The organism is Streptomyces sp. DSM 41931, assembly GCF_050271085.1.
Classification (GTDB): domain Bacteria; phylum Actinomycetota; class Actinomycetes; order Streptomycetales; family Streptomycetaceae; genus Streptomyces; species Streptomyces albogriseolus.
Window position 1 is genome coordinate 162,843 of the sequence record NZ_CP189903.1, and the last position, 25,834, is coordinate 188,676.

The window sequence follows — 25,834 nt, forward strand, 5'->3', positions numbered from 1 at the left end:
CGACGGGAGTGCCCACGTGCGCATCGCGGTGACCGGATCCGTCGCCACCGACCATCTGACGGTCTTCCCCGGCCGGTTCACGGATCAGCTGATCCCCGGCCAACTGGCCCACGTCTCGCTGTCCTTCCTCGTGGACCGGCTCGACATACGCAGGGGAGGGGTGGCCGCCAACATCGCCTACGGCCTCGGCCGTCTCGGTCTGCGTCCCCTGCTGGTCGGCGCGGTCGGCGGCGACTTCGCCGAGTACGAGGTGTGGCTCAAGGAGCACGGCGTGGACACCACCGGAGTCCTCGTGTCCGCCGAGCGTCACACCGCTCGCTTCATGTGCACCACGGACGCCGACGGCAACCAGATCGCCGCCTTCCACGCGGGCGCCATGTCCGAGGCCGCCGGCATCGACCTCACCCGGCTGCCCGTCCGCCCGGACGAGCTGGGTCTGGTCGTCGTCGGCGCCAACGACCCGGCGGCGATGGTGCGTCACACCCGCCAGTGCCGTGAGCGGGGCATCCCGTTCGCCGCCGACCCGTCCCAGCAACTGGCCCGCCTCGACGGCGCGGACACCCGCGCACTGGTCGACGGCGCCCGCTGGCTGTTCGGCAACGAGTACGAGGCCGCGCTGCTCCAGGAGCGCACCGGGTGGAGCGACGCCGAGGTGCTGCGCCGGGTCGGAGCCTGGGTCACCACGCTCGGGGCGGGCGGCGTGCGCATCCGCCGGGCCGCCGACGGCCTGGACATGACCGTGCCCGCGGTCCCCGCCGTCCCCGTGACCGACCCCACGGGGGTGGGCGACGCCTTCCGCGCGGGCTTCCTCGCCTCCGCCGAGTGGGGCCTGCCGCTGATCCCGGCCGCCCGCCTGGGCTGCGCGCTCGCCGCGCTGTCCCTGGCGGCGGTCGGCCCGCAGACCTACGGACCCGGCCGGCGGATCCTGCTGGACCATCTCGCCCGCGCCTACGGCGCCGAGGCGGCCCGTGAGCTCGCCCCGTACCTGGAGGATGTCCGATGACCGCCGCCCGGGCCGCCGCCCTGCGGGAGGCCCTGGCCACCCGTGTGGTGGTGGCCGACGGAGCCATGGGCACGATGCTCCAGGCCCAGGACCCGACCCTCGAGGATTTCCAGCAGCTGGAGGGCTGCAACGAGGTCCTGAACGTCACCCGCCCCGACATCGTCCGTTCGGTCCATGCCGAGTACTTCGACGCGGGCGTCGACTGCGTCGAGACGAACACCTTCGGCGCCAACCTCACCGCGTTGGGCGAATACGACATCCCCGAGCGGATCTTCGAACTGTCCGAGGCGGGCGCCCGCATCGCCCGGGAGACGGCGGACGAGTTCACCGGCCGCGACGGCCGGCCGCGCTGGGTGCTGGGCTCCATGGGCCCGGGCACCAAGCTGCCCACCCTCGGCCACATCGGCTACGCCTCTCTGCGGGACGGCTTCGCGCGCAACGCCGAAGGGCTCGTCACGGGCGGCGCGGACGCCCTGCTGGTGGAGACCACGCAGGACCTGCTGCAGACGAAGGCGGCCGTCGTGGGCGCCCGCCGCGCCATGGACGCCCTCGGAGTCCGGCTGCCGCTGATCTGCTCCCTCGCCTTCGAGACGACGGGCACGATGCTGCTCGGCTCGGAGATCGGTGCGGCCCTGACCGCGCTGGAGCCGCTCGGGATCGACATGATCGGCCTCAACTGTTCCACGGGCCCGGGGGAGATGACCGAGCACCTGCGTCATCTCGCCCGCCAGGCGCGTATCCCCCTGATGTGCATGCCGAACGCCGGCCTGCCCGTCCTGACCGCGGACGGCGCGTACTTCCCTCTCTCCCCGCCGGAACTGGCGGATGCGCAGGAGACGTTCGTGCGGGAGTACGGGCTGTCGCTGGTGGGCGGCTGCTGCGGGACTACGCCGGAGCATCTGCGGCGGCTGGTGGAGCGGGTGCGGGACCTGGCGCCGGTGGAGCGTGAGCCGCGTCCGGAGCCGGGTGCGGCGTCCCTTTACCAGAGCGTGCCGTTCCGGCAGGACACCTCGTATCTGGCGATCGGTGAGCGCACGAACGCCAACGGGTCGAAGAAGTTCCGTGAGGCGATGCTGGAGGGCCGCTGGGACGACTGCGTGGAGATGGCGCGGGAGCAGATCCGCGAGGGCGCGCACATGCTGGACCTGTGCGTCGACTACGTGGGCCGTGACGGTGCGGCGGACATGCGGGAGCTGGCGGGCCGGTTCGCGACCGCCTCGACGCTGCCGATCGTGCTGGACTCCACCGAGGTCGACGTGATCCGCGCCGGGCTGGAGAAGCTCGGCGGCCGCGCGGTGATCAACTCGGTGAACTACGAGGACGGCGACGGCCCCGAGTCGCGCTTCGCCCGGGTGACGGAGCTGGCGCGGGAGCACGGTGCGGCGCTGATCGCGCTGACCATCGACGAGGAGGGGCAGGCGCGCACGGCCCAGAAGAAGGTCGAGATCGCCGAGCGCCTGATCGCGGATCTGACCGGGAACTGGGGCATCCGCGAGGAGGACATCCTCGTGGACTGTCTGACGTTCACGATCTGCACCGGCCAGGAGGAGTCCCGCAAGGACGGCCTGGCCACGATCGAGGGCATCCGTGAGCTGAAGCGCCGCCATCCGGACGTGCAGACCACCCTGGGCCTGTCGAACATCTCCTTCGGCCTGAACCCGGCGGCCCGCATCCTGCTGAACAGTGTCTTCCTGGACGAGTGCGTGAAGGCGGGCCTGGACTCGGCGATCGTCCACGCGAGCAAGATCCTTCCGATCGCGCGGTTCAGCGAGGAGGAAGTGACCACCGCCCTGGACCTGATCTACGACCGCCGCTCGGAGGGCTACGACCCGCTGCAGAAGCTCATGCAGCTGTTCGAGGGGGCGACGGCGAAGTCGCTGAAGGCGGGCAAGGCGGAGGAGCTGGCCGCGCTGCCGCTGGAGGAGCGCCTCAAGCGCCGCATCATCGACGGCGAGAAGAACGGCCTGGAGGCCGACCTGGACGAGGCGCTTGAGACGCGCAGGGCGCTGGACATCGTCAACGACACCTTGCTGGACGGGATGAAGGTGGTCGGTGAGCTGTTCGGGTCGGGGCAGATGCAGCTGCCGTTCGTGCTGCAGTCGGCCGAGGTGATGAAGAGCGCGGTGGCTCATCTGGAGCCGCACATGGAGAAGACCGACGAGGCCGGCAAGGGCACGATCGTGCTGGCCACGGTGCGCGGGGACGTGCACGACATCGGCAAGAACCTGGTCGACATCATCCTGTCGAACAACGGCTACAACGTGGTCAACCTCGGCATCAAGCAGCCGGTGTCGGCGATCCTGGAGGCCGCGGACGAGCACAAGGCCGACGTGATCGGCATGTCGGGTCTGCTGGTGAAGTCCACGGTGATCATGAAGGAGAACCTGGAGGAGCTCAACCAGCGCGGCCTGGCCGCCGACTACCCGGTCATCCTCGGCGGCGCCGCCCTCACCCGCGCCTACGTCGAACAGGACCTGCACGAGATCTACCAGGGCGAGGTCCGCTACGCCCGCGACGCGTTCGAGGGCCTGCGCCTGATGGACGCCCTCATCGGCATCAAGCGCGGCGTCCCCGGCGCCACGCTGCCCGAGCTGAAGCAGCGCCGGGTCCGCGCGGCGACCGTGGAGATCGAGGAGCGCCCGCAGGAGGGCAGCGTCCGCTCCGACGTGGCCACCGACAACCCGGTCCCCACCCCGCCCTTCCGGGGCACCCGCGTCGTCAAGGGCATCCAGCTCAAGGAGTACGCCTCCTGGCTCGACGAGACCGCCCTCTTCCGCGGTCAGTGGGGTCTGACCAAGGAACTGATCGAGACCGAGGGCAGACCCAGGCTGCGCGCCCTGCTGGACCGGCTGCGCACGGACAACGTCCTCGAAGCCGGCGTCGTCCACGGCTACTTCCCGTGCGTCTCCAAAGGCGACGACCTGATCATCCTGGACGAGGACGGCAACGAGCGCACCCGCTTCACCTTCCCGCGCCAGCGCCACGGCCGCCGACTGTGCCTGGCCGACTTCTTCCGGCCGGAGGAGTCCAGCGAGACGGACGTCGTCGGGCTTCAGGTCGTCACCGTCGGCTCCCGCATCGGCGAGGAGACCGCCCGGCTCTTCGAGGCCGACGCCTACCGTGAGTACCTCGAACTGCACGGCCTGTCCGTCCAGCTCGCCGAGGCCCTCGCCGAGTACTGGCACGCCCGCGTGCGCTCCGAGCTCGGCATCCACCGCGGCGACCCGGACGGGCTCGACGGCATGCTCCGCACCGAGTACCAGGGCTGCCGCTACTCCCTGGGCTACCCGGCCTGCCCGGACCTGGAGGACCGCGCGAAGATCGCGGACCTGCTCCAGCCGGAACGCATCGGCGTCCGCCTCTCCGAGGAGTTCCAGCTCCACCCCGAGCAGTCGACGGACGCGATCGTCGTCCACCACCCGGAGGCCGGCTACTTCAACACGGGAGTCAGGCGATGACGACCTTCTCCTTCGAGTTCTTCCCGCCCAAGACGGACCAGGGCGAACGCGCCCTGTGGGACGCGATCCGCCGGGTGGAGGCGCTGCGCCCCGACTTCGTGTCCGTCACCTACGGGGCCGGCGGCTCCTCCCGGGACCGTACCGTCGCCGTCACCCGGCGCATCGCCGCCGAGACCACACTGCGCCCCGTCGCCCACCTCACCGCCGTCGGCCACTCCACGGCCGAACTGCGCCGCATCATCGGCCAGTACGCCGACGCCGGCATCCGTGACGTGCTCGCCCTGCGCGGCGACCCGCCCGGCGACCCCAACGGGCCCTGGATCCCCCACCCCGAAGGCTTCACCCACGCCCGGGAACTGGTCGAACTCGTGCGCTCCCTGGGCGACTTCACCATCGGCGTGGCGGCGTTCCCGGAGCGCCATCCGCGCTCGCCCGACTGGGACAGCGACATCCGGCACTTCGTCGCCAAGTGCAAGGCCGGCGCCGACTACGCCATCACGCAGATGTTCTTCCACGTCGAGGACTACCTTCGGCTGCGCGACCGGGTGGCGGCCGCGGGCTGCGACACCCCGGTCATCCCGGAGATCATGCCCGCCACCGACGTCCGCCAGATCCGCCGCTTCGCCGAACTCTCCGGGGCCGCCTTCCCCGAAGACCTCGCCCACCGCCTCGAACGCGCCCGCGACAACCCGGCCGCCGGACACCGCATCGGCGTCGACCACGCCACCGCCATGGCCGAACGGCTGCTGGCCGAAGGGGCCCCCGGGCTGCACTACATCACCCTCAACCGGTCCACCGCCGCCCTCGACATCCACCGCAACGTCCAGACCCTGGGGAGCCTCAGTGCCCACTGACCGCAGCGACTTCACGGACTTCAAGGTCGCCGACCTCTCCCTGGCCGAGTTCGGCCGCAAGGAGATCACCCTCGCCGAGCACGAGATGCCCGGCCTGATGGCGATCCGCGAGGAGTACGCCGGGGCGCAGCCCCTCAAGGGCGCCCGCATCACCGGCTCCCTGCACATGACCGTGCAGACCGCCGTCCTCATCGAGACCCTGGTCGCGCTCGGCGCGCGGGTCCGCTGGGCGTCCTGCAACATCTACTCCACCCAGGACCACGCGGCCGCCGCCATCGCCGCCGCCGGCATCCCGGTGTTCGCCTGGAAGGGCGAGACGCTGGAGGAGTACTGGTGGTGCACCGAACAGGCGCTGACCTGGCCCGGCCACGCGGGTCCGAACATGATCCTCGACGACGGCGGCGACGCCACGCTCCTCGTCCACAAGGGCGTCACCTACCGCAAGACCGGCGAGCTGCCCGAGGCGACGGGCGAGGAACTCGCCGCCGTACGCGCCCTGCTGGAGGCGAGCCCCCTCGACTGGACCGCCCTCGCCTCCGAGATCCGCGGGGTGACGGAGGAGACCACGACGGGTGTGCACCGTCTGTACGAGATGCGGCGTGACGGCACCCTGCTGTTCCCGGCGATCAACGTGAACGACGCCGTGACGAAGTCGAAGTTCGACAACAAGTACGGCTGCCGGCACTCCCTGGTGGACGGCATCAACCGCGCCACGGACACGCTGATCGGCGGCAAGACCGCCGTGGTCTGCGGGTACGGGGATGTGGGCAAGGGCTGTGCGGAGTCGCTGCGCGGCCAGGGCGCCCGGGTGATCGTCACCGAGATCGACCCGATCTGCGCGCTGCAGGCGGCGATGGACGGCTACCAGGTCACCACGCTCGACGAGGTCGTCGAGACGGCCGACATCTTCATCACCACGACCGGCAACAAGGACATCATCATGGCCTCGGACATGGCCAGGATGAAGCACCAGGCGATCGTCGGGAACATCGGCCACTTCGACAACGAGATCGACATGGCCGGCCTCGCCAGGGTCCCGGGCATCGTCAAGGACGAGATCAAGCCGCAGGTCCACACCTGGACCTTCCCCGACGGCAAGAAGATCATCGTGCTGTCGGAGGGCCGCCTGCTGAACCTGGGCAACGCCACCGGCCACCCCTCGTTCGTGATGTCCAACTCCTTCGCGGACCAGACCCTGGCCCAGATCGAGCTGTTCACCAAACCCGACGAGTACCCCACCGGCGTCTACGTGCTGCCCAAGCACCTCGACGAGAAGGTCGCCCGCCTCCACCTGGACGCACTCGGCGTCAAGCTCACCACCCTGCGCCCGGACCAGGCCGACTACATCGGCGTGAAGGCCGAAGGCCCCTACAAGCCCGACCACTACCGCTACTGACCCGACCCGCCGCCCTCCCCGGTCCCCCCGCCCCTGGCCGATTCGAGTCGTGCTCCAGGCACGTCCGCGAGGCTCGGACGCAGCCGATGCGCTCCCACCCACGGCGGCCGAGGAGGTGCGACACACCATGCGGGACGGCACGCCGGTCACGCTCTACTGCTTCGCGCACGCCGGGGCGGGCGTCTCAGGGTTCGCGCACTGGCGCGACCTCACCGGCCCCGGCGTCGTCACGGCGCCCCTGCTGCTGCCCGGCCGCGAGAGCCGGCGCCGCGAACCGCGGGCCACCACCCGCGACGAACTGCTCGCCGCGCTCCTCGGACCGCTGGCCGACGAGGTGGCCGACGGCCGCCCGTACGCGTTCTACGGGCACAGCCTGGGCGGCGTCGTCGCCCACACCCTCGCCCGCGCGCTCGTCGACCGGGGACTGCCGGCCCCCCACCTCCTCGCCGTCGGCGCCAGCCCGGCGCCGCACACCGTGCCGGTCCGCCAGGACGACGACATCACCGACGAACGGCTGCTGCGGTTCGTCGCCGACCTGGGCGCGGCGCCCGGCGGCGCGCTCGCCGACCCCGGCAGCGTCTGGCACCGCTCCGTCCTGCCCGTGCTCCGGGACGACCTCGTACTCGCCGCCGCCCTGCGCACCGCCGCGCTCACCGATCCCGCGCCCGGCCCGCTGCCGGTGCCCGTCCTGGCCGTCGGCGGCCGCGACGACCCCGTCGTCCACGCCGCCGCGCTGGACGGCTGGGCACGCTGGACCACCGGCCGGTTCGTCCGGCGCACCGTCCCCGGCGACCACTTCTTCGTCCGCGGTCCGCACGCACCACGACTGATCGGGCGCGCCTGCCGCGTGGTGCGGCGCACCCGGCTCGTACCTGGGCTCATATCTGGAGGACAACTGTGAGGGACAACCGATGAGACGGGTCGTCATCACCGGCATCGGGGTCGTCGCCCCGGGCGGCGTCGGGACCCGGGCGTTCTGGGACACCCTGACGGCGGGCCGCACCGCCACACGCGGCATCACGCTGTTCGACGCGTCCGCCTTCCGCTCGCGCATCGCCGCCGAGGCCGATTTCGACCCGGCCGCCCACGGCATCGCGCCGCAGCAGGCGGCCCGCCTCGACCGCGCCGCCCAGTTCGCCCTCGTCAGCGCCCGGGAGGCGGTCGAGGACAGCGGACTGGCCGGCGTCCTCGACCCGCTGCGCACCGGCGTCACCCTGGGCAGCGCCGTCGGCTGCACCACCGGCCTGGACACCGAGTACGGCGTGGTCAGCGAGAACGGCAGCACCTGGGAGGTCGACCACACCCGCGCGGTCGCCCACCTCTTCGACTACTTCGTGCCCAGCTCCATGGCCGCCGAAGTGGCCGGCGCCGTCGGCGCCCAGGGCCCGGTGTCACTGGTGTCCACCGGCTGCACCTCCGGCCTGGACTCCGTCGGGCACGCCGTCGACCTGATCCGCGAGGGCAGCGCCGACGTGATGGTGACCGGAGCCACCGAGGCGCCGATCTCCCCGATCACCGTGGCCTGCTTCGACGCCATCAAGGCGACCAGCCCGCGCAACGACGAGCCGGAGACCGCCTCACGGCCCTTCGACCGCTCCCGCAACGGCTTCGTCCTCGGCGAAGGGTCGGCCGTGCTGGTCCTCGAGGAGTTCGGGCACGCCCGCCGGCGCGGCGCCCACATCTACGCCGAGATCGCCGGCTTCGCCGGACGCAGCAACGCCTACCACATGACCGGACTGAAGTCCGACGGCGTGGAGATGGCCGAGGCGATCCGCGCGGCCCTCGACGAGGCCCGCCTCGACCCCACCGCCGTCGACTACGTCAACGCCCACGGCTCGGGCACCAAGCAGAACGACCGGCACGAGACCGCCGCGTTCAAGCGCAGCCTCGGCGACCACGCCTACCGGGTGCCCGTCAGCTCCATCAAGTCCATGATCGGCCACTCGCTCGGCGCGATCGGCTCGCTGGAGGTCGCCGCCAGCGCCCTGGCCATCGAGCACGACACCGTGCCGCCGACCGCCAACCTGCACGAGGCCGACCCGGCCTGCGACCTCGACTACACCCCGCTCACCGCGCGGGAACAGCGCACCGACACCGTGCTCAGCGTCGGCAGCGGCTTCGGCGGCTTCCAGAGCGCCATCGTCCTGACCCGGCCGCGACTCCAGGAGGCGGCATGACCACCGCGACACAGGCCCGCCCCGCCGCCCCCGCGGACACGCCCGCCGTCACCGGGTCCGTCGTCACCGGCATCGGCGTCGCCGCCCCCAACGGGCTCGGCACCGAGGCCTGGTGGGCGGCGACCCTGCGCGGCGAGAGCGGCATCCGCCCGGTGACCCGCTTCGACGCCTCCCGCTATCCGGTGCGCCTGGCCGGCGAGGTCCCCGGCTTCGTGGACGCCGCACACCTGCCCAGCCGGCTGCTGCCCCAGACCGACCGGGTCACCCGGCTGTCGCTGACCGCCGCCAAGGAGGCCCTCGACGACAGCGGCACCGACCCCGACGCACTGCCCGACTACGGCGCCGGCGTGGTCACCGCCTCCTCCGCGGGCGGCTTCGAGTTCGGACAGCGCGAACTGCAGGCCCTGTGGTCCAAGGGCGGCAGCCACGTCAGCGCCTACCAGTCCTTCGCCTGGTTCTACGCGGTGAACACCGGCCAGATCTCCATCCGGCACGGGCTGCGCGGCTCCAGCGGCGTCGTCGTCGCCGAGCAGGCCGGCGGCCTGGACGCCCTCGCCCACGCCCGCCGGCAGATCCGCAAGGGCGCCGCGCTGATGGTCACCGGCGGCGTCGACTCGGCGCTGTGCCCGTGGGGCTGGGCCGCCCACCTCGCCGCGGACGAGCTGAGCCGCGTCACCGACCCCGCCCGCGCCTACCTGCCGTTCGACGCCGCCGCGAGCGGCCACGTCGTCGGCGAGGGCGGCGCCCTCTTCGTCCTGGAGAGCGCCACCGCCGCCCGCGAGCGCGGCGCCCGCGCGTACGGCGCGTTCACCGGCTACGCGGCCACCTTCGACGGCCCCGGCGCACCGCGCCTCGCGGACGCCGCCCGGCTCGCCCTCGCCGACGCCGGGCTGCACCCCGAGGACGTGGACGTGGTCTTCGCCGACGCCGCCGGCGCCCGCGCCGCCGACCGCGCCGAGGCCGAGGCGATCGCCGCCCTGTTCGGCCCCCGGGGCGTGCCGGTCACCGCACCCAAGTCGATGACCGGCCGGCTGCTGGCCGGCGGCGCCTCCCTCGACGTCGCCGCGGCCCTGCTGTCCCTGCGCGACCAGGTGATCCCGCCGACCACCGGCACCGCCGCGCCCGCCGCCGACTGCCCCGTCGACCTCGTCACCGCGCCCCGCCGGACCGCCCTCCGCCACGCCCTCGTCCTGGCCCGCGGCCGGGGCGGATTCAACTCCGCGGCCGTCCTCGGCGCGGTCTGACCCCGCCCGGGCCGGTCCGCCGCGGGCCCGAGCCACCGAGAAAGGTGAACGATGACCGTTCCCAGCCGCCGCCGCTTCGTCGCCGGCTCCCTCACCGCGGGCGCCGCCGCCGGCCTGACCGCCGCCGGCGTCGCGCCCGCCGTCGCCCAGGACACCCCGGCGTCCCTGGGCGACGCCGCCACCGTCACCCCCGGCGACCCGCGCTACGCCGAACTGTCCACCCGCGGCAGCAACAAACGCTTCACCGCCCACCCGGAGGCGTTCCGGCTCGCCGCCACCACCGCCGACGTCGTCGCCGCCGTCGACGACGCCGTACGCGCCGGCAAGCGGATCGCCGTGCGCAGCGGCGGCCACTGCTTCGAGAACGTCGTCGGCGACCCCGCCGTCCGCGTCGTCCTCGACCTCGCCGCGATGGACGCCGTCACCTACGACCCGCGGCGGCGCGCCTTCATGGTGGAGGCCGGGGCCCGCCTGATGGACGTGTACCGCAAGCTCTACTACGGATGGGGCGTCACCCTGCCCGGCGGCGCCAGCGCCACCGTCGGCCTCGGCGGACACGTCACCGGCGGCGGCTACGGCGCGCTCTCCCGCGCCTTCGGCCTCGCCGCCGACCACCTGTACGCCGTCGAGGTCGTGGTCGTCGACGCCCGCGGACACGCCCGCGCCGTCGTCGCCACCCGCGACGACCAGGGCCCCCTGGGCGAGCTGTGGTGGGCCCACACCGGCGGTGGCGGCGGCAACTTCGGCATCGTCACCCGCTACTGGTTCCGCTCGCCCGGCGCCCCGCGCGGCTGTGACGAACCGTCCCGGCTGCTGCCCCGCCCGCCCGGCACCGTCCTGTCCGGCATGGTGTACGTCCCCCGCGAGGGCCTGGACCGGGCCTCCTTCCGCCGGCTGGTGCGCAACCACGGTCTGTGGCACGAGCGCAACAGCGACGCAGGCTCCCCCTACGCCGGGCTCTTCGGCGGCCTGGTGATGTACGGACGGCCCGCGTCCCCCGACGCCGAACCCACCCCGGCCGCCGTCAGCTTCGCGCACATGGACGGCACCCGCCCGGACGCGGAACGACTGCTGCGCGCCTACGCCGAGGCCGTCGCCGACGGTGTGGGCGGCTCTCCGCAGATCTCCGAGATCACCGCACAGCCCTGGCTCACCGCCACACAGGACCTCGCCGCCTCCCAGGACTACGAGGTGGGCCGGCAGAAGATCAAGTCGGCGTATCTGCGCCGCGGCTGGCGCGAGGACCAGGCCGACGTGCTGTACACGTACCTCAACAGCACCGGCCACCGGCACGACGCCGCCTCCGTCTCCCTGCAGTCCTTCGGCGGCCGCGTCAACACCGTGCCGGAACACGCGACCGCCTCCACCCACCGCGACTCCGTCCTCAAGGCCCTGTTCATGAACACCTGGCAGGACCCCGACGCCGACGGCGAGTCCGTCGACTGGCTGCGCCGGCTCTACCGGGACGTGTACGGCGCCACCGGAGGCGTCCCCGTCCCCGGCCGCGACAGCGACGGCTGCTACATCAACTACCCCGACATCGACACCGCCGACGCCCGCTGGAACACCTCCGGCGTGCCCTGGCACCGCCTCTACTACAAGGACGCCTACCCCAGACTCCAGCGCGCCAAGGCCCTCTGGGACCCGCGCGACGTCTTCCGGCACACCCTGTCCGTCCGCCCGCCCCACGGACGGTGAGCGCGATGAAGGTCCTGTTCGTCTCCTTCCCGCACCACACCCACTACTTCTCGATGGTGCCGCTCGCCTCCGCGCTGCGCACCGCCGGGCACGAGGTGCGCGTCGCCTCCCACCCCGACCTCACCGAGCAGATCACCGGCGCCGGACTCACCGCCGTACCCGTCGGCACACCCGACTGGTACTTCAACGACCCGCACGCCCCCGAACTGCTCGGCCAGATCCTCGAGGACGGCTCCGCCCACGTCCAGGGATTCGACTTCACCCGCGACGACCCCGGGCAGTGGACCCACGAGTCCCTGCTCGCCCTGGAGAACATCGCCGTCGCCTCCCTGTACGCGTCGGTCAGCAACGACACGATGCTCGACGACCTCGTCGCCTACGCCCGGCACTGGCGCCCCGACCTGGTGATCTGGGAGCAGCACACCTTCGCGGGCGCCGTCGCCGCCCGCGCCGTCGGAGCCGCGCACGCCCGGCTGCTGCACGGCGTGGACATCACCGTCCGGGCCCGCCAGGAATTCCTCCGCCTGACCGCGGCCCTCCCCGCACCCGCGCAGGACCCCACCGCCGAGTGGCTCGGCCGGGCCGTGCGGCGCTACGCACCCCACCTCGGCTTCACCGAGGACATGGTCACCGGCCAGTGGACGGTCGACATCACCCCGCCCGGCTCCCGCCTCGACCTCGGCCTGCGCACCGTCGGCGTACGCCACGTACCGCACAACGGGCCCTCCGTCGTCCCCGACTGGCTGCGGGAACCGGCGGACCGGCCACGGATCTGCCTGACGCTGGGCCTGTCCGGCGAACTCGACCACGCGCCGTTCTCCTTCGGCGCGCTGCTCGACGGCCTCGCCGGCCTCGACGCGGAGATCGTCGCCACGCTCGGCGCCGACGCCCGCGACCAGCTCGGCCCGATACCGCACAACGTACGGCTGGTGGAGTTCGTCCCGCTGAACGACCTGCTGCCGACCTGCGCGGCCGTCGTCCACCACGGCGGCATCGGCACCCGCGCCACCGCCGAACTGCACGGCGTGCCCCAACTGCTGCTGCCCTACGGCTGGGACACGGTCGCCAAGGCCCGGCGCGTGGCCGAACTCGGCCACGGACTGTACCTGCCGGCCGACGGCCTCACCGTCGACGCCCTGCGCACGGCGGTCGAGCGACTCCTCACCGAGGAGTCCTTCACCAAGGCCGCCGACCGGGTGCGCGCCGAGATCCTCGCCGAGCCGACACCCAACGAGGCGGTGCGCGAACTGGAACGGCTCACCGCCGAACACACCGGTCAGACCACCGACGCACCGCCGTCCACGGTCACCACCGCGCCGTTCGCATAGGCGCCCTCGGGCCGGGCCAGCCGGACGACCCACCACGCGACGTCCTCCGGCCGGCCCACCCGCCCCGACGGCGTGCGCGCGGCGGCCTCCGCCTGGTAACGGGCGATGTCCGCCGCACTCCAGCCCATCCGCTCACCGATCCCCGTGTCCGTCTCGCCGGGCGCCACCCCCACCGCGCGGACACCCCACGGCGCCAGCTCCACCGCCCAGGTGCGCACCAGGAAGTCCAGCGCCGTCTTGGTCGCGCCGTACAGCGACATCCCGGCGAAGGCGCGACGCCCCTGCACCGCCGCCGTGCCCACCGCCACCACCGTGCCCCGCGCCGCGGCGAGCGCGGGCAGCGCGGCACGGGTCAGCAGCACCGGCGCGAGCAGATTGGTCTCCACCTGGAGCCGGGCGTGCTCCCGCGTCACGGCGCCGAACGGCTCGGGCAGCACGACCGCCGCGTTGTGCACCAGCACGTCCAGCCGGCCGAAGGCCTCCAGCGCCGCCGACGTGATCCGCTCCGGAGCGTCCTCGTCCGTCAGATCCGCCACCAGCGTCCGCACGCCCTGCTGACCGGCGGCCGTCCGCTCCAGCGTCGCGGCCGTACGGCCCACCACCAGCACCCGCGCCCCGTCCGCCGCCAGCGCCCTCGCCGTCGCACGCCCGATGCCCGTGCCGCCGCCGGTGACCACGGCCACCCGCCCCTGTCCCGTCTCGTCCTGACGTCGCGTCATACGGCGGACGTTAGCCACCGTGGCTCGAAGACGGCTCTAGCGGCCGTTGGGACCGTGTCCGGGCGCCGTGCACATGCCGTGGACCGTCAGAGCCGGGATCCACGGCCGTCGGGCGCCACCGCAACCGGCACGTCCCGTCCGCCCACGTCCCCTGGAGGCACGGCATGTCCGCGCACGTCACCGAACCACCGGCGCTCGGCACGGCGCCGCCAAAACCGGCCCCCGCGGCCCGCGCCGGACTCGCGCTCGGCCTCCTGGCCACCTGCAACGCGATGATCATGATCGACGAGTCGATGGTGAACATCGCCCTGCCCGGCATGGGACAGGACCTCGGGCTCGGCCCGGTCGGCCTGGGCTGGGTCCTCAACGCCTACCTGCTGACCTTCGGCGGGCTGCTGCTGCTCGGCGGACGCACCGGCGACCTGCTGGGCCGCCGGCGGGTGTTCCTCGCCGGCGTCGCCCTGTTCACCGCCGCCGCCGCGCTGCGCGGCCTCGCGCCCTCCGGGGAGTTCCTCATCGCCGTGCGAGCCGTCCAGGGCATCGGCGCGGCCTTCGCCGCACCCAGCGCGCTCGCCCTCGTGCTGAGCCTGTTCCCCGAGGGCGCGGGACGCAAGAAGGCCATCGCGGTGTGCACCGCCGTGGGCGCGCTCAGCACCGCCGGCGGACTGCTGCTGTCCGGCGCGCTGACCTCCCTCAGCTCCTGGCGCTGGGTGCTCCTGCTCAACGTGCCCATCGGCGTGGCCATCCTGCTCCTCGCCCCGCTCGTCATCGCCGAAACCCCCCGCAGCCGCGGCCGGTTCGACCTCGCCGGCGCGGTGCTGTCCACCGCCGGCGCCGCCGCCCTCGTGTTCGGTCTCGCCCGCGTCGCGGAACACCCGTGGAGCGACCCGCTGGTGGTCGGCACCCTCACCGCCGGCGTCCTGCTGCTCGTGACCTTCTGGTTCGTCGAACGGCGCGCCGAACAGCCCGTCGTGGTGCTGCGCCTCTTCGCCGACCGCGACCGGCTGACCGCCTACACCGGCACCTTCGCCGTGCAGGGCGCCCTCATCGGCACCATGTTCTTCCTCATCCAGTACTTCCAGTACGTCGCCGGCCACGACCCGCTGACCTCGGCGCTGGCGCTGACCCCGGTGGCGGTCGCCATGATCACCATGTCCGGCGCTGCCGTCCGCATCGAGCGGGCCGTCGGCCCCAAGCGGCTGATGCTCACCGGCGCCGCCCTGCTCGTCGTCGCCAACCTGTGGCTGTCACGGCTGGAAGCCGGCTCCGGCTACTGGAACACCGCCCTGCCCGCCCTGCTCGTGTTCGGCACCGGCATGGCCTTTTGCGTCCTGCCCACCACCATCCTGGGCACCTCCGGCCTGCGCCACGACGAGGCAGGCGCCGCCTCCAGCGTGCACAACGCGCTGCAGACCGTCGGCGCCTCACTCGGACTGGCCGTCCTGGTCACCGTCGCCGCCCGCGCGGGCAGCGCCGCCGCCGAGAACCCGCCGGCCGGCCTGCCCGAAGAGGCGGTCCAGGGCCATGTGTTTCTGGAAAGCATGTCCGCCAGCTTCACCGCGGGCGCCTGCTTCGCCGTGGCCGCGTTCGCCGTCGCGCTCTTCATCCGACCGGCCGGTGCCACGCGCACCTCGGGCCGCTGAGACACGGGAGGAAACGCCATGCGTTTCGACTCCGCGGCGCGCTTCGCCGCCGTCGCCCTCATGTGGGGCTCCAGCTACTTCTGGATCAAAATCGTCTTCGGCGGGCTGAACTCCGCCCAGTTCAGCTTCTTCCGCATCCTCGTCGGCGCCGTCGCGATGCTCGGCATCCTCGCGCTCGGCCGCGAGCGACTGCCCCGCGGGGCGGGCGTGTGGGCCCGCCTCGTGCTGATCGCCTTCCTCGCCAACGCCCTGCCGGTGCTGCTGGTCGAACTGGTCGACGACGCCGTCGGCGCCGACGCGGACATGGTGTCGGTCTTCAACGCCAGCGTGCCGCTGTGCGTGGTCCTGCTCTGCCTGGCCGCCCGGCGCGCCGACCGCGTCCCGGCCCGGGTGGCCGCGGGCCTCGTCGTCGGCTTCGCCGGCGTACTCGTGCTGTACGCGCCCTGGGGCGCCGAATGGCTGTCGGCCGGCGCGGCCGTGAACGCCGCCGCCGCCATTGCCTACGGCTGGTCCATGCTGCTCATGGAGAAGCTCATGGGCGCCGAGGAGGGCGGTGGCCGGGCCATGACGCCGCTGGTCCTCGCCACCACCCAGGCCGTCATCGGCGTCGGCTGGGCCGGCATCAACATGCCCAACGGCGGCTTCGACTCCACCCCGCACTTCTCCGCCTCGATCATCGGCGCCCTGCTGGTGCTCGGCGTCCTCAACACCGGCCTGGTCTACATGTGCTTCGCCTGGCTGATCCGCGAGGAGGGCGCAGCCAAGGCGTCCGGCGTGCTGTACGCGGTGCCGGTGGTGCTCACCCTCGGCATGGTGCTGCTGGAGGACCACGTGCTGGGCACCCGCGAGATCCTCGGCATGGCCGTCATCGTGGCCGGCCTGATCCTGACCCGCCTGCCGCAGCGCACGGCCCCCGCCGGCCGCACACGGTCCGCCGACCGGGCGACCCCGGCCGCCAAGTCCCCCGCCGCGGTGCGCTGAGGGCCCCGGGCCTCAGCGCACTGGAAAGGAACCCCCGTGATCGTCTTCGTCAACCGCTTCACCGTCACCGGCCCACAGGCCGACTTCGAATCGGCCTTCGCCGCGACATCGGAGTTCTTCCGCACCCAGCCCGGCTTCCTCCGCCACCGCCTCCTCAAGCACGCGGACGAGCCGGGCGCGTACGTCAACGTGGCGGAGTGGGAGGACCGGGCGTCCTTCGAACGGGCTCTGGCCCAGCCGGAGTTCGCCGCGCACCGCGCGGCGCTGAGGGCGCTGGGCACGGGGGAGCCCAATCTCTATACGGTCGCGCAGGAACGCGCGGCCTGAGTGAGCCTGCCAGAAGTCGGACAAGCGGTGCATGACTGTCCGGGCCCCGTACATGGAAGGCTGGAGCGTCCGCCAGCCCCTCGCGCCCGGCCCTGACACCAGGGCCGGGCGCGCCCGCGCCTCACTCCCGGAGACCCCGTTGCGTCGCACCACACTCACCGCTGCCGCCCTGGCCACACTGTTCCTCGCGGGAGGCTGCTCCGACGAGCCCGAGGCGAAGCGGCCGAGCCCCACCGCTGCGACCGCTTCCGCCGGCAAGCCCGCACAAACACCCGCCACACAGCCGCCCAGCCTCGACCTGCCCAAGGACGCGCGGACCCTGGTGGCCGAGACCACCGGCAACAGGAACCAGGAACTGCCCGAGTTCACCCCGCAGGAAGGCGCGTACACCCTCTACGCGACGTGCGAGGGCAAGGGGAAGGTCTCGATCGTGGACCGGGACAGCGGTAACCCCCACCCGGTCACGTGCAACGGGGTCCACACCGTGGGCGTCGTCCACGACGACGCCAAGCCCCAGCACCTCACCGTCCAGGTGACCGGCGGACCTTCCATCTGGAAGGTCGCGGTGGTCTCCGGAAACCACCAGCCCTGACACGGCCATCACCGGGACTTACGACGGCCCGGGCACGGCCCCAACGGACACTGCCCAGGGGGCGGGTGTCCGCCTCGTAAACCCACGGACCTAAACGTGGGCCCTACAAGCTTGGGCGCGACCGCAGCCGCGCCGAACGCGACGATCTCGCTGATGGGATACCCCTAGCTCTTCAGCCGCCCTCAGGCCTGCTCGACCTTGGTTCGGTGTCTCCCAGCGTGTCATCCTGAATGACATGGCCGAGTACTTCGAGAGCAAGCAGCGCCAGCTCGCGCTCTCGATGAGTGCCTCCAATGTCCGTTCCGGGTCCCCGCAGCCGGCGTTCGAGGGCAAGCGGATCTGCGATTCACCGGAGGGCATCAGCGGGGTCGTGGCAGGGCCGGACAGCGACGGCGACTTCCACCAGGGCGACAAGAACACGCAGCTCTGCTGGTGGCTCACCGGGGAGACCTGCCTGAGCCGTGAGAGCTACCACCCGAACCAGACCGGAACGAGCGCCTACGCACAGGCGTTCATGACAGCCCACCCCCTGTCGGCTGCCACCCGACACGGCCGGTGAACACGGACATGTCCCATAACGGCACCGTGGCGCGGCAGAGCCGTGTCACGGTGCAATCCCCAGGGTGTCTCGCCGCCATCATGGTGCCCATCGTCGCGGTCCTTATCGCGGCCTCGGTTCTCATGGTCATGTTCCACCGCCAGGAACACGCGAACGAGCGGAACGAGACAGAAGCCTTGGACCGGACAGCGGCCCTGGCCCGCTCCTACGCGCGCGAGGTGACGGCAGCCCCGAACGGCTTCCCCGGCCAAGAAGCCGTTCGCGGTGTCGCCGAGCGACACGACGGCAGGCTTCTCTCTTACGCGCGGTCGGAGGACTCGCTGACCACCACCGTCCGCTTCTTCGGAGAGTACGAGGACACGAGCATGTTCGGCGTTTCGCGCTCCCGGGCCTACCAGTGCTACTCCGTCGTGCTCCGGAAGGGGACCGAGGGCGTGCCACAGGTGAGGACGTCTCCGCTTGAAAGGTGCGACGTCATCTGATCCGCGTACTGCCAAGCGCACCGAAGACGCGCACAGTTGAGTACGCTCCACGACGTTCCTCAGGCGGGAATCGGCACACAATGTGTGGTCAGCTGTGCCAGTGCTCGGACCGACCGTGCCTGTGACCCCAGCAGCCGGCCGAGCGGCCGGGTGGTGGTATATCTACCTCTCCGGCTGCCTCACGGTCGTCCGGCGCGGCCACCAGCTCTACCTCGCGCTGGCCGGCACCACCGCGTCCACCACCCGGTACACGGCCCTGCCGTGGGAGTGGCTGGGCGCCGAGCTGCGCCAGCGCCCGCCGGGCCTGACCACCGTGCTGCTGGACGCCGCAGCCGACAAACGCGCTTGGCCCCTGCTGCAGGAGTACGGCTCCCTGCCCGCCCCCGGCTCCGTCGAGGTGTACGGCACGGTCGCCCCGCCCGGTTTCACCGGCAGCGAGAGCAACGTCAGCACCTACACCCGGGTCTGGATCGAGCAGCTGCGCCGCAATCCGCAGCGGCCCACCAACTCCCGGCTGCACGCGCTGACCGTAGGCGCCGCCGCCCTGCCGCCCGGCACGCTCATCGTGCCCACCGTCCCGGAGCTGGCCGCCCCGGAGATCGCCACACGGCACGCCGCCCAGCAGGCCGCGACACGGCCACCCCAGACCGCCGTCCAGCGGATCCTCGCCGGAGACACGGACTTCATCGAGGAGCTGCGCGAGCGCCGCGCACCCGCTCCAGCGCCTGCCCCTCAGCCGCAGGCCCCGGTGCCCCCACCGCGCCGGCCCCGGCCGCGCCGGCGACCGCGTCCCTGCAGTTCCCGCCGCCGACCGCCCCGGCCCCGCAGTCAGCCCCGGTGCCGCAGCAACGGCAGCACGCCGGCCCCGAACCGCAGCCGGTCCGAGCCGGCCACCCCGACACGCAGCAGCCCGCCGTGGCGCCTCACGTACCGGCCCAGGCCCCGCCGCCGGTCCAGCAGGCCCAGGTGCCGGTCCAGCAGGCCCCGGCACCGATCCAGCAGCCGGTCGTCCACCAGCAGCCCGCACCGGCCCAGGACCCGCGCCCGTACGTCTACGCCCTCGCGCAGCAGCGGAAGTTCAACGAGGCCGCGCACCTCGCCCAGGCGTGGGAGACCCACGCGCTGCAGACGTACGGCATCGACTCGCCCCAGGCCACCCAGTGGGCCGAGATCCGGGCCGACCTCGCCAAGCAACACGGCAACTTCGTGCTGGCGACGCAGCTGTGGATCAGCGCGGGACGGACCCGGCTCGCACACCAGTCGCCCGACGCCCCCGAGGTCCTCGCCACCGCCAAGTGCGCCCACTACTGCTGGACGCAGATCCGCGACCCGCGCCAGGCCCGCTTGTGCGGTCCCGAGCTGATCAGCCTGCTGCGCGCCCTGCCGTCGCTCGACCGCCGGCACCTGTCAGTGGCGCAGCAGCGCCTGGAGTTCCTGCACAACGCGCCCAGCGGAAGCTGAGCACCACCACGAGGGGAGGAGCCCATGGACGAGGAGAAGCCGGACAGCGAGCCGCTGTGGGCGGGAGAGTGGGAGGACATGACCGTCCCCGTGCCGCTGGCCGCATCCCTGCTCTGCCTGAGCCCGCACACCGTCGGGCAGCTCATCGATGGCCGGGCACCTGGTCGCCAAGCATCACGGGAACTACCGCTTCGTCACCCTGGTCAGCCTGTTCGCCTACCGCCGCCGCCACTGGACACCCGAGCAGGCCGAGCGCTACAACGCCACGCTCGATGACGCCACGGCGCTGGACCAGGCCGCCGAGCATCTGGCCGGATGACCGACGCTGATCTGCGCCGTTCCTGGCGCTCTTATAGAAACGGGCCCTCAACTGAGGGCCCTTACTCGCCCGCGCTCGCCGGTTGTCCGTACGATCAGCGCTCATGAGCACCGCACGCCGGCCGCTGGGCCACGGCCCGCAGCCCCAGGCCCCCACCGCGTTCCCGCCCGGGGCCGAGGCCACCCGCCGGGTCCGCGCCGCCGAGGCCGACGCCGAGCCCGCCCCGCTCCACCGGCCGGGCGGGCTCAAGCACGTCGCCAAACTGCGCGAGCGTGGCGTGCTCGGTCCTCCAACGCCGCCCACCTGAGCCGGCACGTTCCTGCGGCTGCTGGTCGTCATGGTCGACGGTGGCCTCGACCTGGTCGACGACGTCGCTTAGACCAGTCAGAAGCCCCTTATCTGCTGATAACAAGCCCATAGGCCCGGGACGGCATTTAGGGGGCGCTTCCGACCAGCCGGAGAGCTGGCCGGTCCTCCTCGGCGCCGAGCATCCGACGGACCTGGGGCACGCTCCAGGCCAGTTCACGTGCAAGCTCTGTGATCGTCAGCCCATGATCACAGGCAAGCGCGAACGCCTGCGAGAGCAACGCGGGCTGCTCGCCGGGGTAGCCAGCCAGCGGGTCAGGAGCGAAGCCGGGCTGCCCCTTAAGGCCGTGCAGGCGCTGATAGGCGCGGCTTGCCGCAGAGTCCGACAGGAGACCGAGTTCTCGACAGCGGTACAGCAGGGAGTGCACCGACACCCCCCACACGTCGCGCAGCTGCGACAGCTTGTGCAGGTCGGCTCGGGCGGGCAGTTCGGACAGGATCGACTCGCGGGGGGTGAGGAACTCCGCCGCGAAGGTGTCGGCTTCACGCTCCTGGGCGACGTCGCCAGGGCTGGCGTCGCCGTGCAGGACCAAATGGCCCAGCTCGTGGGCCGCGCTGAAGCGGTGCCGGTAGACGTCGTCGGTCCTGTTCGGAGTCAACACGATCAGCGGCCGGGGAAGTCGCGATGTGGAGAAGGCGTCGACGGACCGCAGATCCTCGTCACGCCGGGGGGTGATCACCACGATTCCGCGTGCTTCCAATCGTCGGATCAGGTGGGTGACCGGGCCGGCACCTAGGCCCCACTCGATACGCAGCGCTCGGGCAGCAGCAGCCGGGTCGCTGGGCAGTTCGGTGCCCGAGAGGACCTCCCCACCGGCGAAGCCGGGCAGGTCGACCAGCGGGAGCCGGACACGCTTCTCCAGTGCGTAAGTCAGCTCCCAGACCTGTTCGGTGAACGCGATGGCTTTGGCGCGCTGGTAGGACCGCGTGCTGCGCAGGCTGCGGAAATGCGCGGCCGAGGGGTCCAGCCGTGCGTGGGGGCGCCCTGACAGGAAGTACGCCAACGGCACCTCCAGAACTTCTGCCAGCCGCGGGAGGAGTTCGGGGCGGGGCCGGTTGGTCCCCATCTCGTACTGACTCACTGCGGCCGGGGTTACTCCCAGTTCGTCGGCCAGACGCCTCTTCGTCATCCCTAGCAGGCAGCGCGCCTGGGCCAGCCGGGCGGGATCGAATACCTCGTGCACTGCGGCAGGGGAGGGCTGTTCCAACCCGGCGCGGCCTTTGCGAGCGCTGCGGTTGCCGGGCGCGGTGAACAGCGAGGGCTGGGTTTCTTTACTCATTGCCGTCTTCGGTCTCGGGGGTTGTCGGTTCCTGTTCGGCGGACGGGTCCTTGACGGGCTCGAAGCGCGGCGCGACATCCAGTGAAGGCACCTCGCCCCCGGCCCAGCCCTGCGTGGGAATGACGGCGCTCGAATCGTGCAGATCGCGGCGAGAGCCACTGGAGTCCTGCGCGGTGGCGATGCTCATGTCGAGCCGCTCGGGCTCCCACAGCATGGTGCCGTCGTCTTCGAGCGAGTGGGGCGTGCCCCACCAGGCGGCCAGAATCTCGTCGCTGTCGGCGTTGGCCACATACGCGACGTAGATCACTGTCAGCTTCTCCGCGTTGGCCGCTGCGGCGGCTTCGGCCACCGTCGGGTCCGTCTCCGCGCCGGCAGTCTCGGGGGTGTCGAACAGGGTCGGAGTGGGGTCGACGCCGTTGTCACGGGACACCTGATGAGGGATCTTCGTGCTCAGCTTGGCCCGGGAGATCGGCTCCGTCAGCGAGGTTGCATGCCGGAAGGGGATCAGTACCCGTCCGTCGACCACCGCCAGGCTGTACGAGGCCCCTTTAGGCTTGTGGGGCTTGTAGCCGGGCAGCGATGCCAAGTCGAACTGCTCGACGACGAGGTGGTAGCGCGTGGCCCACATGCTGCCGTAAGGACGCTTGTCTGTGGCCCCAGCGCCTTCCGCCGCCACCTGAACCAGACGTGCCGCCTTCTGGCCACGGGCCAAACCCGTGACCACATGCCGCATCACTTCTGCGGCATGCTCACCGAATTGCTCGACGGCCCACCGCGACGGCGTGACCTCACCAGCCATGCTTCCCCCAAGGGGCTAGGCGCTTACCGAACGACCGCTAATGTAGCACCCTTGCTTAATTTTTGAGCGTCAAACTCCCGCAGGCGTCAGGGAGAAGCGCTTACGCGGCAGTCCGCTGGCGCTGCGCCTCCACCGCGCGCCGCAGCTGCTCCAGCTTGAGGGGCAGCAGTTGGCGCAGCCCGTCGTACCGCAGGCGGCCGACCCGGTACGAGGTGATCAGACCGTTCTCCTCCAGCGGCATCCCGGGCGGGCGGATCACTGTGTTGCCCTGGTCATCGAGGACGCCGTCGTGGTTCATCCAGAGCGACACCCACAGCTTCGAGGTGCCGTGGGCGCGCTGCACCAGGTCCTTGCGCACGTCCAGCCAGCGCTCCAGCGCGGCCCGGGTCAGTGCCGAGGTCTCGACCCACTCCCCCTCGCCAGCACCGCCGCCCTGGGGACGCCGCTCGACGTACACCGCGCCGTTGCCCTCGCCCAGGTCTGTGGTGCGCAGCTCGACCAACTCGCCACTGCGCGCCGCGGTGTCCAGCTCGACGGCGAGCAGAGCCGTCAGCCGGGTCTGCGCCGGGGACATCGCACCGCCCAGGTACCGGTCGAGCTGACGGGCCAGCGCGGACAGCGTGGCCGCCTCCGGCGCGGGCTGCAGCGGGATCTCCCCGCCGCCCAGGCGCAGCGCAGGCATCCCCAGCGCCTCGCGCAACAGGTCGATGCACTTACGGCGGATCTCGTTGGTCGCCTCCGACGTGGGCGGGAAGCCGCCGTCCACCCGTCGGTGCCGAAGGGCCCCGGACTCCGCGATCCGCACGTACGGGCGCAGCGCCTCTTCTTCCAGCAGCCGCTGCAGGCTGCGCCGGGCCGGGACCGGCAGTGCGCCCCGGTCCAGCGCCCGCTCCAACTCCCCGCGCACCATGTCCAGCTGACGCCGACGAGCCGCGCCGGCGCTCAGGCCGTCGAGGAGCTGGTCGAGCGCGCACACCGAGGGGAACTGCGACGTCTGCACGCCGCGATTGTCGCGCACCAGGCCCGGCCCGGTCGGGGAGACGGCCGGGTTTCCGGACTTTCTAAACCCCCCTTCATTCGCGCACGCGTACGCGCGAGTGCCGCCGGGCCGAGGCGATCGTGGGAGAGACTGGACCGCCCGGCAGTGCGCCCTGCGTCCGGCCGATGCTGCCGCCGCCGCCGGGCACCGGTCAGCGGCCGATCTGCTGCCGCAGGAAGCGCCGCTCCTTGTGCCGGCGCAGCAGCTGCCACCGCTTCGCGGCGTACGACAGTTCCTCTCGGCAGGCGTCGAGGAATGCGCCCTGGGCGGCGACGACCGCCTCAGCCTGCTGCTGGAAGCGCTCGCCGTTCTTCTCGTTCAGCTCCAGGTCGCTGGTCGCGGCGACCAGCTCCTCCGCCGCGGCGATGACCGGCACCGTGCCGCACAGCCGTACTCCGTGCAGCGCGCTCATGAGTTCGCTGGTGATCTCCCACATCTGGGGCAGCTGGCCCAGCAGTACCTTGTTCGCCGCCCGTCCAGCCTCGCGCCGCAGGTGGGCGAACTGGTAGGCGTAGCCGAACGAGCGGGTGGAGGCATCCAGCAGCCGCCGGTACGCCTCCGCCCGGTCTTCCTTGCTGCCCAGCCGGGGAACGCCTGTGGGCCGGTAGCGCCCGATCAGTGCGGAGGTGACGCTGCCCGTGGCCTTGATGCCGGCAGCGGCGACACCCGACGTTATGAAGGTCATGCCCGGTTCTACCACCCGGCGGGCGCGGCGCCGGCCGGGCTGGCGCAGCAGCTGCACCAGGCTGGCCACGGCGGAGACGGTACGGGCCAGGTCGCCCAGCAGGGCCGGGGCGCCGCCGTCGGGCACGGCGCGGACCGCCTGGTCGAGCAGGGCGTGGAGCAGGTCGAGGGACACGGGAGCCTCCGGGGTTCGGCAGGGAGCTTTCGCCCCTTGCCGATCCCGGGGGCCGCTCAGACAGCAGCGGCGCCCGACGTGTTCCGAGTGATGCGGGGGCGTCTTGTCTTTCAGAGTGCACCGCGACCCATCCAGAGTGTTAATGCTGGCCGGTGTGCCGAGCTGCTGTGTGCTACCCGCTCGCATTTCCGGGCGGGTAGTCAGGCACCGTGACCTCCTACATCTCGCGCTCGATGGTCCGGTCAGGGGGGCGTCGGTCCGTTGCCGCCGGAGTCGGAGCCCATCAGCAGATAGAGCAGAGTCACAACCCCGACGGCGACGAGCAGGGCGACGCCGACGGCCGGGTGCGCGTACGCGATGTACCCGACGATGACGCCCGCCAGCAGAAGGACGAGGACGCGCAGATCGAGAGGACCGTTCACCGGGGCACCGCCGAGCTGACGGAGGGGACCACGATGACGCCGGCTGCCGCGAGCTTGCGGGCACGGCCCCGGACCCGGCTCAGACGACGCTCGACCGACTTCCGCGTGGTTCCGAGCTTCTGTGCTATCTCCTCTTGCGTGGCCCCGCTCAGCATCGCCTCGCAGGCTGCCTGCTCCTCCAGAGACGCCTCCGCCAGGATGATGCTGAGGGTCTCCCGCAGCACGGTCTGGTGCTCGGGTCCGGGCACGGGGACTCGCTCCCATACGTCCCCTCCGGGGTACCGGAACGCTTCGGGACCGAGGATCTCGCGCATCCGCTGCCGGTGGCCGCTGGCCCACCGGCGGTAGGCGTCCCGGTAGTGGTACAGGGCGTACTGCAGGAAGAAGCTGGTCAGGTTTCGCCCGCCCTCCGGGTTCCACCCCTCCATCGGGCCACCCTCGGCCATGAAGGCGGGGACAGCCCTGCCCAGGCAGTCGATGGCGAGGTCCTCGCGGACGTCGGCCCGGCGCATCAGCTCCTCGACCTCGGTGTACGGCGCCGGGAAGTAGATCCGCTTCTCCCGGCACCGTTCGATGATCGTCCCCTCCCGCATCCAAGAGCGCAGCACGTTCCACCCGTAGATCCAGAGCCGCTCCTGGAGGAGGCCGAAGCGGGCGCCCTTGAACCCCTCCCGCTGCAGCTGCGCGAACAGCTCCCGGTCGGCAGTCCGCTGCTCGGCGTGCCGGTCCGGAGGGGGGACCGTGGGCGGGGTAGACGCCGGGGTGGCTTCGGTGAGCACAGTCAAGTCTCCATCTCGCACTGGGAAGTCGTAGCCCAGCCTTATGAAG

At 72.1% G+C, this 25,834-nt stretch carries 25 protein-coding genes; 18 read left to right on the forward strand and 7 right to left on the reverse strand.

All coding sequences use genetic code 11. The features are described from left to right. Nucleotides 1–16: 16 nt before the first annotated feature. From ACP7TJ_RS32620 to ACP7TJ_RS32660, 9 genes are all read left to right on the forward strand, one after another. Nucleotides 17–1,003: a carbohydrate kinase family protein gene (locus tag ACP7TJ_RS32620; protein ID WP_370161968.1), complete on the forward strand. Its 987-nt coding sequence runs from the start codon at nucleotides 17–19 to the stop codon at nucleotides 1,001–1,003. After that, entirely contained in the window at nucleotides 1,000–4,461 is a 3,462-nt protein-coding gene (metH, locus tag ACP7TJ_RS32625; protein ID WP_427767697.1) for a methionine synthase, read from the forward strand. The genes ACP7TJ_RS32620 and metH overlap by 4 nt, the downstream gene beginning before the upstream one ends. Next, nucleotides 4,458–5,315 carry a methylenetetrahydrofolate reductase [NAD(P)H] gene (gene metF / locus ACP7TJ_RS32630; protein ID WP_093768499.1) on the forward strand — a complete coding sequence of 286 codons (858 nt, stop codon included), beginning with the start codon at nucleotides 4,458–4,460 and terminating at the stop codon, nucleotides 5,313–5,315. Before metH ends, metF begins: the two co-directional genes overlap by 4 nt. Then, complete coding sequence (ahcY, locus tag ACP7TJ_RS32635; protein ID WP_427767700.1) at nucleotides 5,305–6,711, forward strand: adenosylhomocysteinase; 1,407 nt, start codon at nucleotides 5,305–5,307, stop codon at nucleotides 6,709–6,711. Before metF ends, ahcY begins: the two co-directional genes overlap by 11 nt. A gap of 127 nt (nucleotides 6,712–6,838) precedes the next feature. Further along, nucleotides 6,839–7,612: a thioesterase II family protein gene (locus ACP7TJ_RS32640; RefSeq protein WP_093764050.1), complete on the forward strand. Its 774-nt coding sequence runs from the start codon at nucleotides 6,839–6,841 to the stop codon at nucleotides 7,610–7,612. 10 nt (nucleotides 7,613–7,622) lie between these two features. Next, nucleotides 7,623–8,888: a beta-ketoacyl-[acyl-carrier-protein] synthase family protein gene (locus ACP7TJ_RS32645; RefSeq protein WP_093764049.1), complete on the forward strand. Its 1,266-nt coding sequence runs from the start codon at nucleotides 7,623–7,625 to the stop codon at nucleotides 8,886–8,888. After that, nucleotides 8,885–10,132, forward strand: a complete 1,248-nt coding sequence (locus ACP7TJ_RS32650; RefSeq protein WP_189912588.1) for a ketosynthase chain-length factor — start codon at nucleotides 8,885–8,887, stop codon at nucleotides 10,130–10,132. The genes ACP7TJ_RS32645 and ACP7TJ_RS32650 overlap by 4 nt, the downstream gene beginning before the upstream one ends. Before the next feature lie 51 nt (nucleotides 10,133–10,183). Then, entirely contained in the window at nucleotides 10,184–11,830 is a 1,647-nt protein-coding gene (locus tag ACP7TJ_RS32655) for an FAD-binding protein (protein ID WP_427767705.1), read from the forward strand. Between the two features lie 5 nt (nucleotides 11,831–11,835). Further along, entirely contained in the window at nucleotides 11,836–13,158 is a 1,323-nt protein-coding gene (locus tag ACP7TJ_RS32660) for an activator-dependent family glycosyltransferase (protein WP_367475019.1), read from the forward strand. Here the strand turns inward: ACP7TJ_RS32660 and ACP7TJ_RS32665 are convergent. Continuing rightward, nucleotides 13,107–13,877, reverse strand: coding sequence for an SDR family NAD(P)-dependent oxidoreductase (locus ACP7TJ_RS32665; protein ID WP_193460554.1), 771 nt, complete (start codon nucleotides 13,875–13,877; stop codon nucleotides 13,107–13,109). The genes ACP7TJ_RS32660 and ACP7TJ_RS32665 overlap by 52 nt on opposite strands. Nucleotides 13,878–14,041: 164 nt before the next feature. Here ACP7TJ_RS32665 and ACP7TJ_RS32670 point away from each other — a divergent pair, with 164 nt between their 5' ends. The 9 genes from ACP7TJ_RS32670 to ACP7TJ_RS32710 all read left to right on the forward strand — a co-directional run bounded on the left by ACP7TJ_RS32670 (nucleotide 14,042) and on the right by ACP7TJ_RS32710 (nucleotide 20,548). Beyond that, nucleotides 14,042–15,520: an MFS transporter gene (locus tag ACP7TJ_RS32670; RefSeq protein ID WP_189912591.1), complete on the forward strand. Its 1,479-nt coding sequence runs from the start codon at nucleotides 14,042–14,044 to the stop codon at nucleotides 15,518–15,520. Between the two features lie 18 nt (nucleotides 15,521–15,538). After that, complete coding sequence (locus tag ACP7TJ_RS32675; protein ID WP_387792506.1) at nucleotides 15,539–16,501, forward strand: DMT family transporter; 963 nt, start codon at nucleotides 15,539–15,541, stop codon at nucleotides 16,499–16,501. A gap of 36 nt (nucleotides 16,502–16,537) precedes the next feature. Continuing rightward, a complete protein-coding gene (locus ACP7TJ_RS32680) occupies nucleotides 16,538–16,828 on the forward strand; it encodes an antibiotic biosynthesis monooxygenase family protein (protein WP_167744086.1) in 291 nt (96 codons plus the stop codon). A 139-nt stretch (nucleotides 16,829–16,967) separates the two neighbouring features. Continuing rightward, entirely contained in the window at nucleotides 16,968–17,420 is a 453-nt protein-coding gene (locus ACP7TJ_RS32685) for a hypothetical protein (protein ID WP_427767711.1), read from the forward strand. Between the two features lie 235 nt (nucleotides 17,421–17,655). Beyond that, nucleotides 17,656–17,979 carry a hypothetical protein gene (locus ACP7TJ_RS32690; protein ID WP_367548778.1) on the forward strand — a complete coding sequence of 108 codons (324 nt, stop codon included), beginning with the start codon at nucleotides 17,656–17,658 and terminating at the stop codon, nucleotides 17,977–17,979. Between the two features lie 80 nt (nucleotides 17,980–18,059). After that, nucleotides 18,060–18,461, forward strand: a complete 402-nt coding sequence (locus tag ACP7TJ_RS32695; protein WP_367548777.1) for a hypothetical protein — start codon at nucleotides 18,060–18,062, stop codon at nucleotides 18,459–18,461. An 837-nt stretch (nucleotides 18,462–19,298) separates the two neighbouring features. Then, the gene (locus ACP7TJ_RS32700) at nucleotides 19,299–19,922 is read left to right on the forward strand and encodes a hypothetical protein (protein WP_427767714.1); all 624 of its coding nucleotides are present in this window, start codon (nucleotides 19,299–19,301) and stop codon (nucleotides 19,920–19,922) included. 148 nt (nucleotides 19,923–20,070) lie between these two features. Next, the gene (locus tag ACP7TJ_RS32705) at nucleotides 20,071–20,241 is read left to right on the forward strand and encodes a hypothetical protein (RefSeq protein ID WP_427767717.1); all 171 of its coding nucleotides are present in this window, start codon (nucleotides 20,071–20,073) and stop codon (nucleotides 20,239–20,241) included. Nucleotides 20,242–20,344: 103 nt separating this feature from the next. Next, nucleotides 20,345–20,548: a hypothetical protein gene (locus ACP7TJ_RS32710; RefSeq protein ID WP_367548774.1), complete on the forward strand. Its 204-nt coding sequence runs from the start codon at nucleotides 20,345–20,347 to the stop codon at nucleotides 20,546–20,548. A 127-nt stretch (nucleotides 20,549–20,675) separates the two neighbouring features. Here the strand turns inward: ACP7TJ_RS32710 and ACP7TJ_RS32715 are convergent, their stop codons facing one another. The 6 genes from ACP7TJ_RS32715 to ACP7TJ_RS32740 form a co-directional block, all read right to left on the reverse strand. Continuing rightward, on the reverse strand, nucleotides 20,676–21,791 hold the full coding sequence (locus ACP7TJ_RS32715; RefSeq protein WP_427767876.1) for a helix-turn-helix domain-containing protein: 1,116 nt from the start codon (nucleotides 21,789–21,791) through the stop codon (nucleotides 20,676–20,678). A gap of 88 nt (nucleotides 21,792–21,879) precedes the next feature. Next, nucleotides 21,880–22,686 carry a hypothetical protein gene (locus tag ACP7TJ_RS32720; protein WP_367548772.1) on the reverse strand — a complete coding sequence of 269 codons (807 nt, stop codon included), beginning with the start codon at nucleotides 22,684–22,686 and terminating at the stop codon, nucleotides 21,880–21,882. A 100-nt stretch (nucleotides 22,687–22,786) separates the two neighbouring features. After that, nucleotides 22,787–23,686, reverse strand: coding sequence for a hypothetical protein (locus ACP7TJ_RS32725; RefSeq protein ID WP_367548771.1), 900 nt, complete (start codon nucleotides 23,684–23,686; stop codon nucleotides 22,787–22,789). Between the two features lie 190 nt (nucleotides 23,687–23,876). Further along, nucleotides 23,877–24,584: a hypothetical protein gene (locus tag ACP7TJ_RS32730; RefSeq protein WP_367548770.1), complete on the reverse strand. Its 708-nt coding sequence runs from the start codon at nucleotides 24,582–24,584 to the stop codon at nucleotides 23,877–23,879. A gap of 242 nt (nucleotides 24,585–24,826) precedes the next feature. Continuing rightward, on the reverse strand, nucleotides 24,827–25,006 hold the full coding sequence (locus ACP7TJ_RS32735; protein ID WP_367548769.1) for a hypothetical protein: 180 nt from the start codon (nucleotides 25,004–25,006) through the stop codon (nucleotides 24,827–24,829). Beyond that, nucleotides 25,003–25,785 (reverse strand): hypothetical protein, encoded by a 783-nt coding sequence (locus tag ACP7TJ_RS32740; RefSeq protein ID WP_367548768.1) that lies wholly within the window; start codon nucleotides 25,783–25,785, stop codon nucleotides 25,003–25,005. The genes ACP7TJ_RS32735 and ACP7TJ_RS32740 overlap by 4 nt, the downstream gene beginning before the upstream one ends. Between the last annotated feature and the right edge of the window lie 49 nt (nucleotides 25,786–25,834).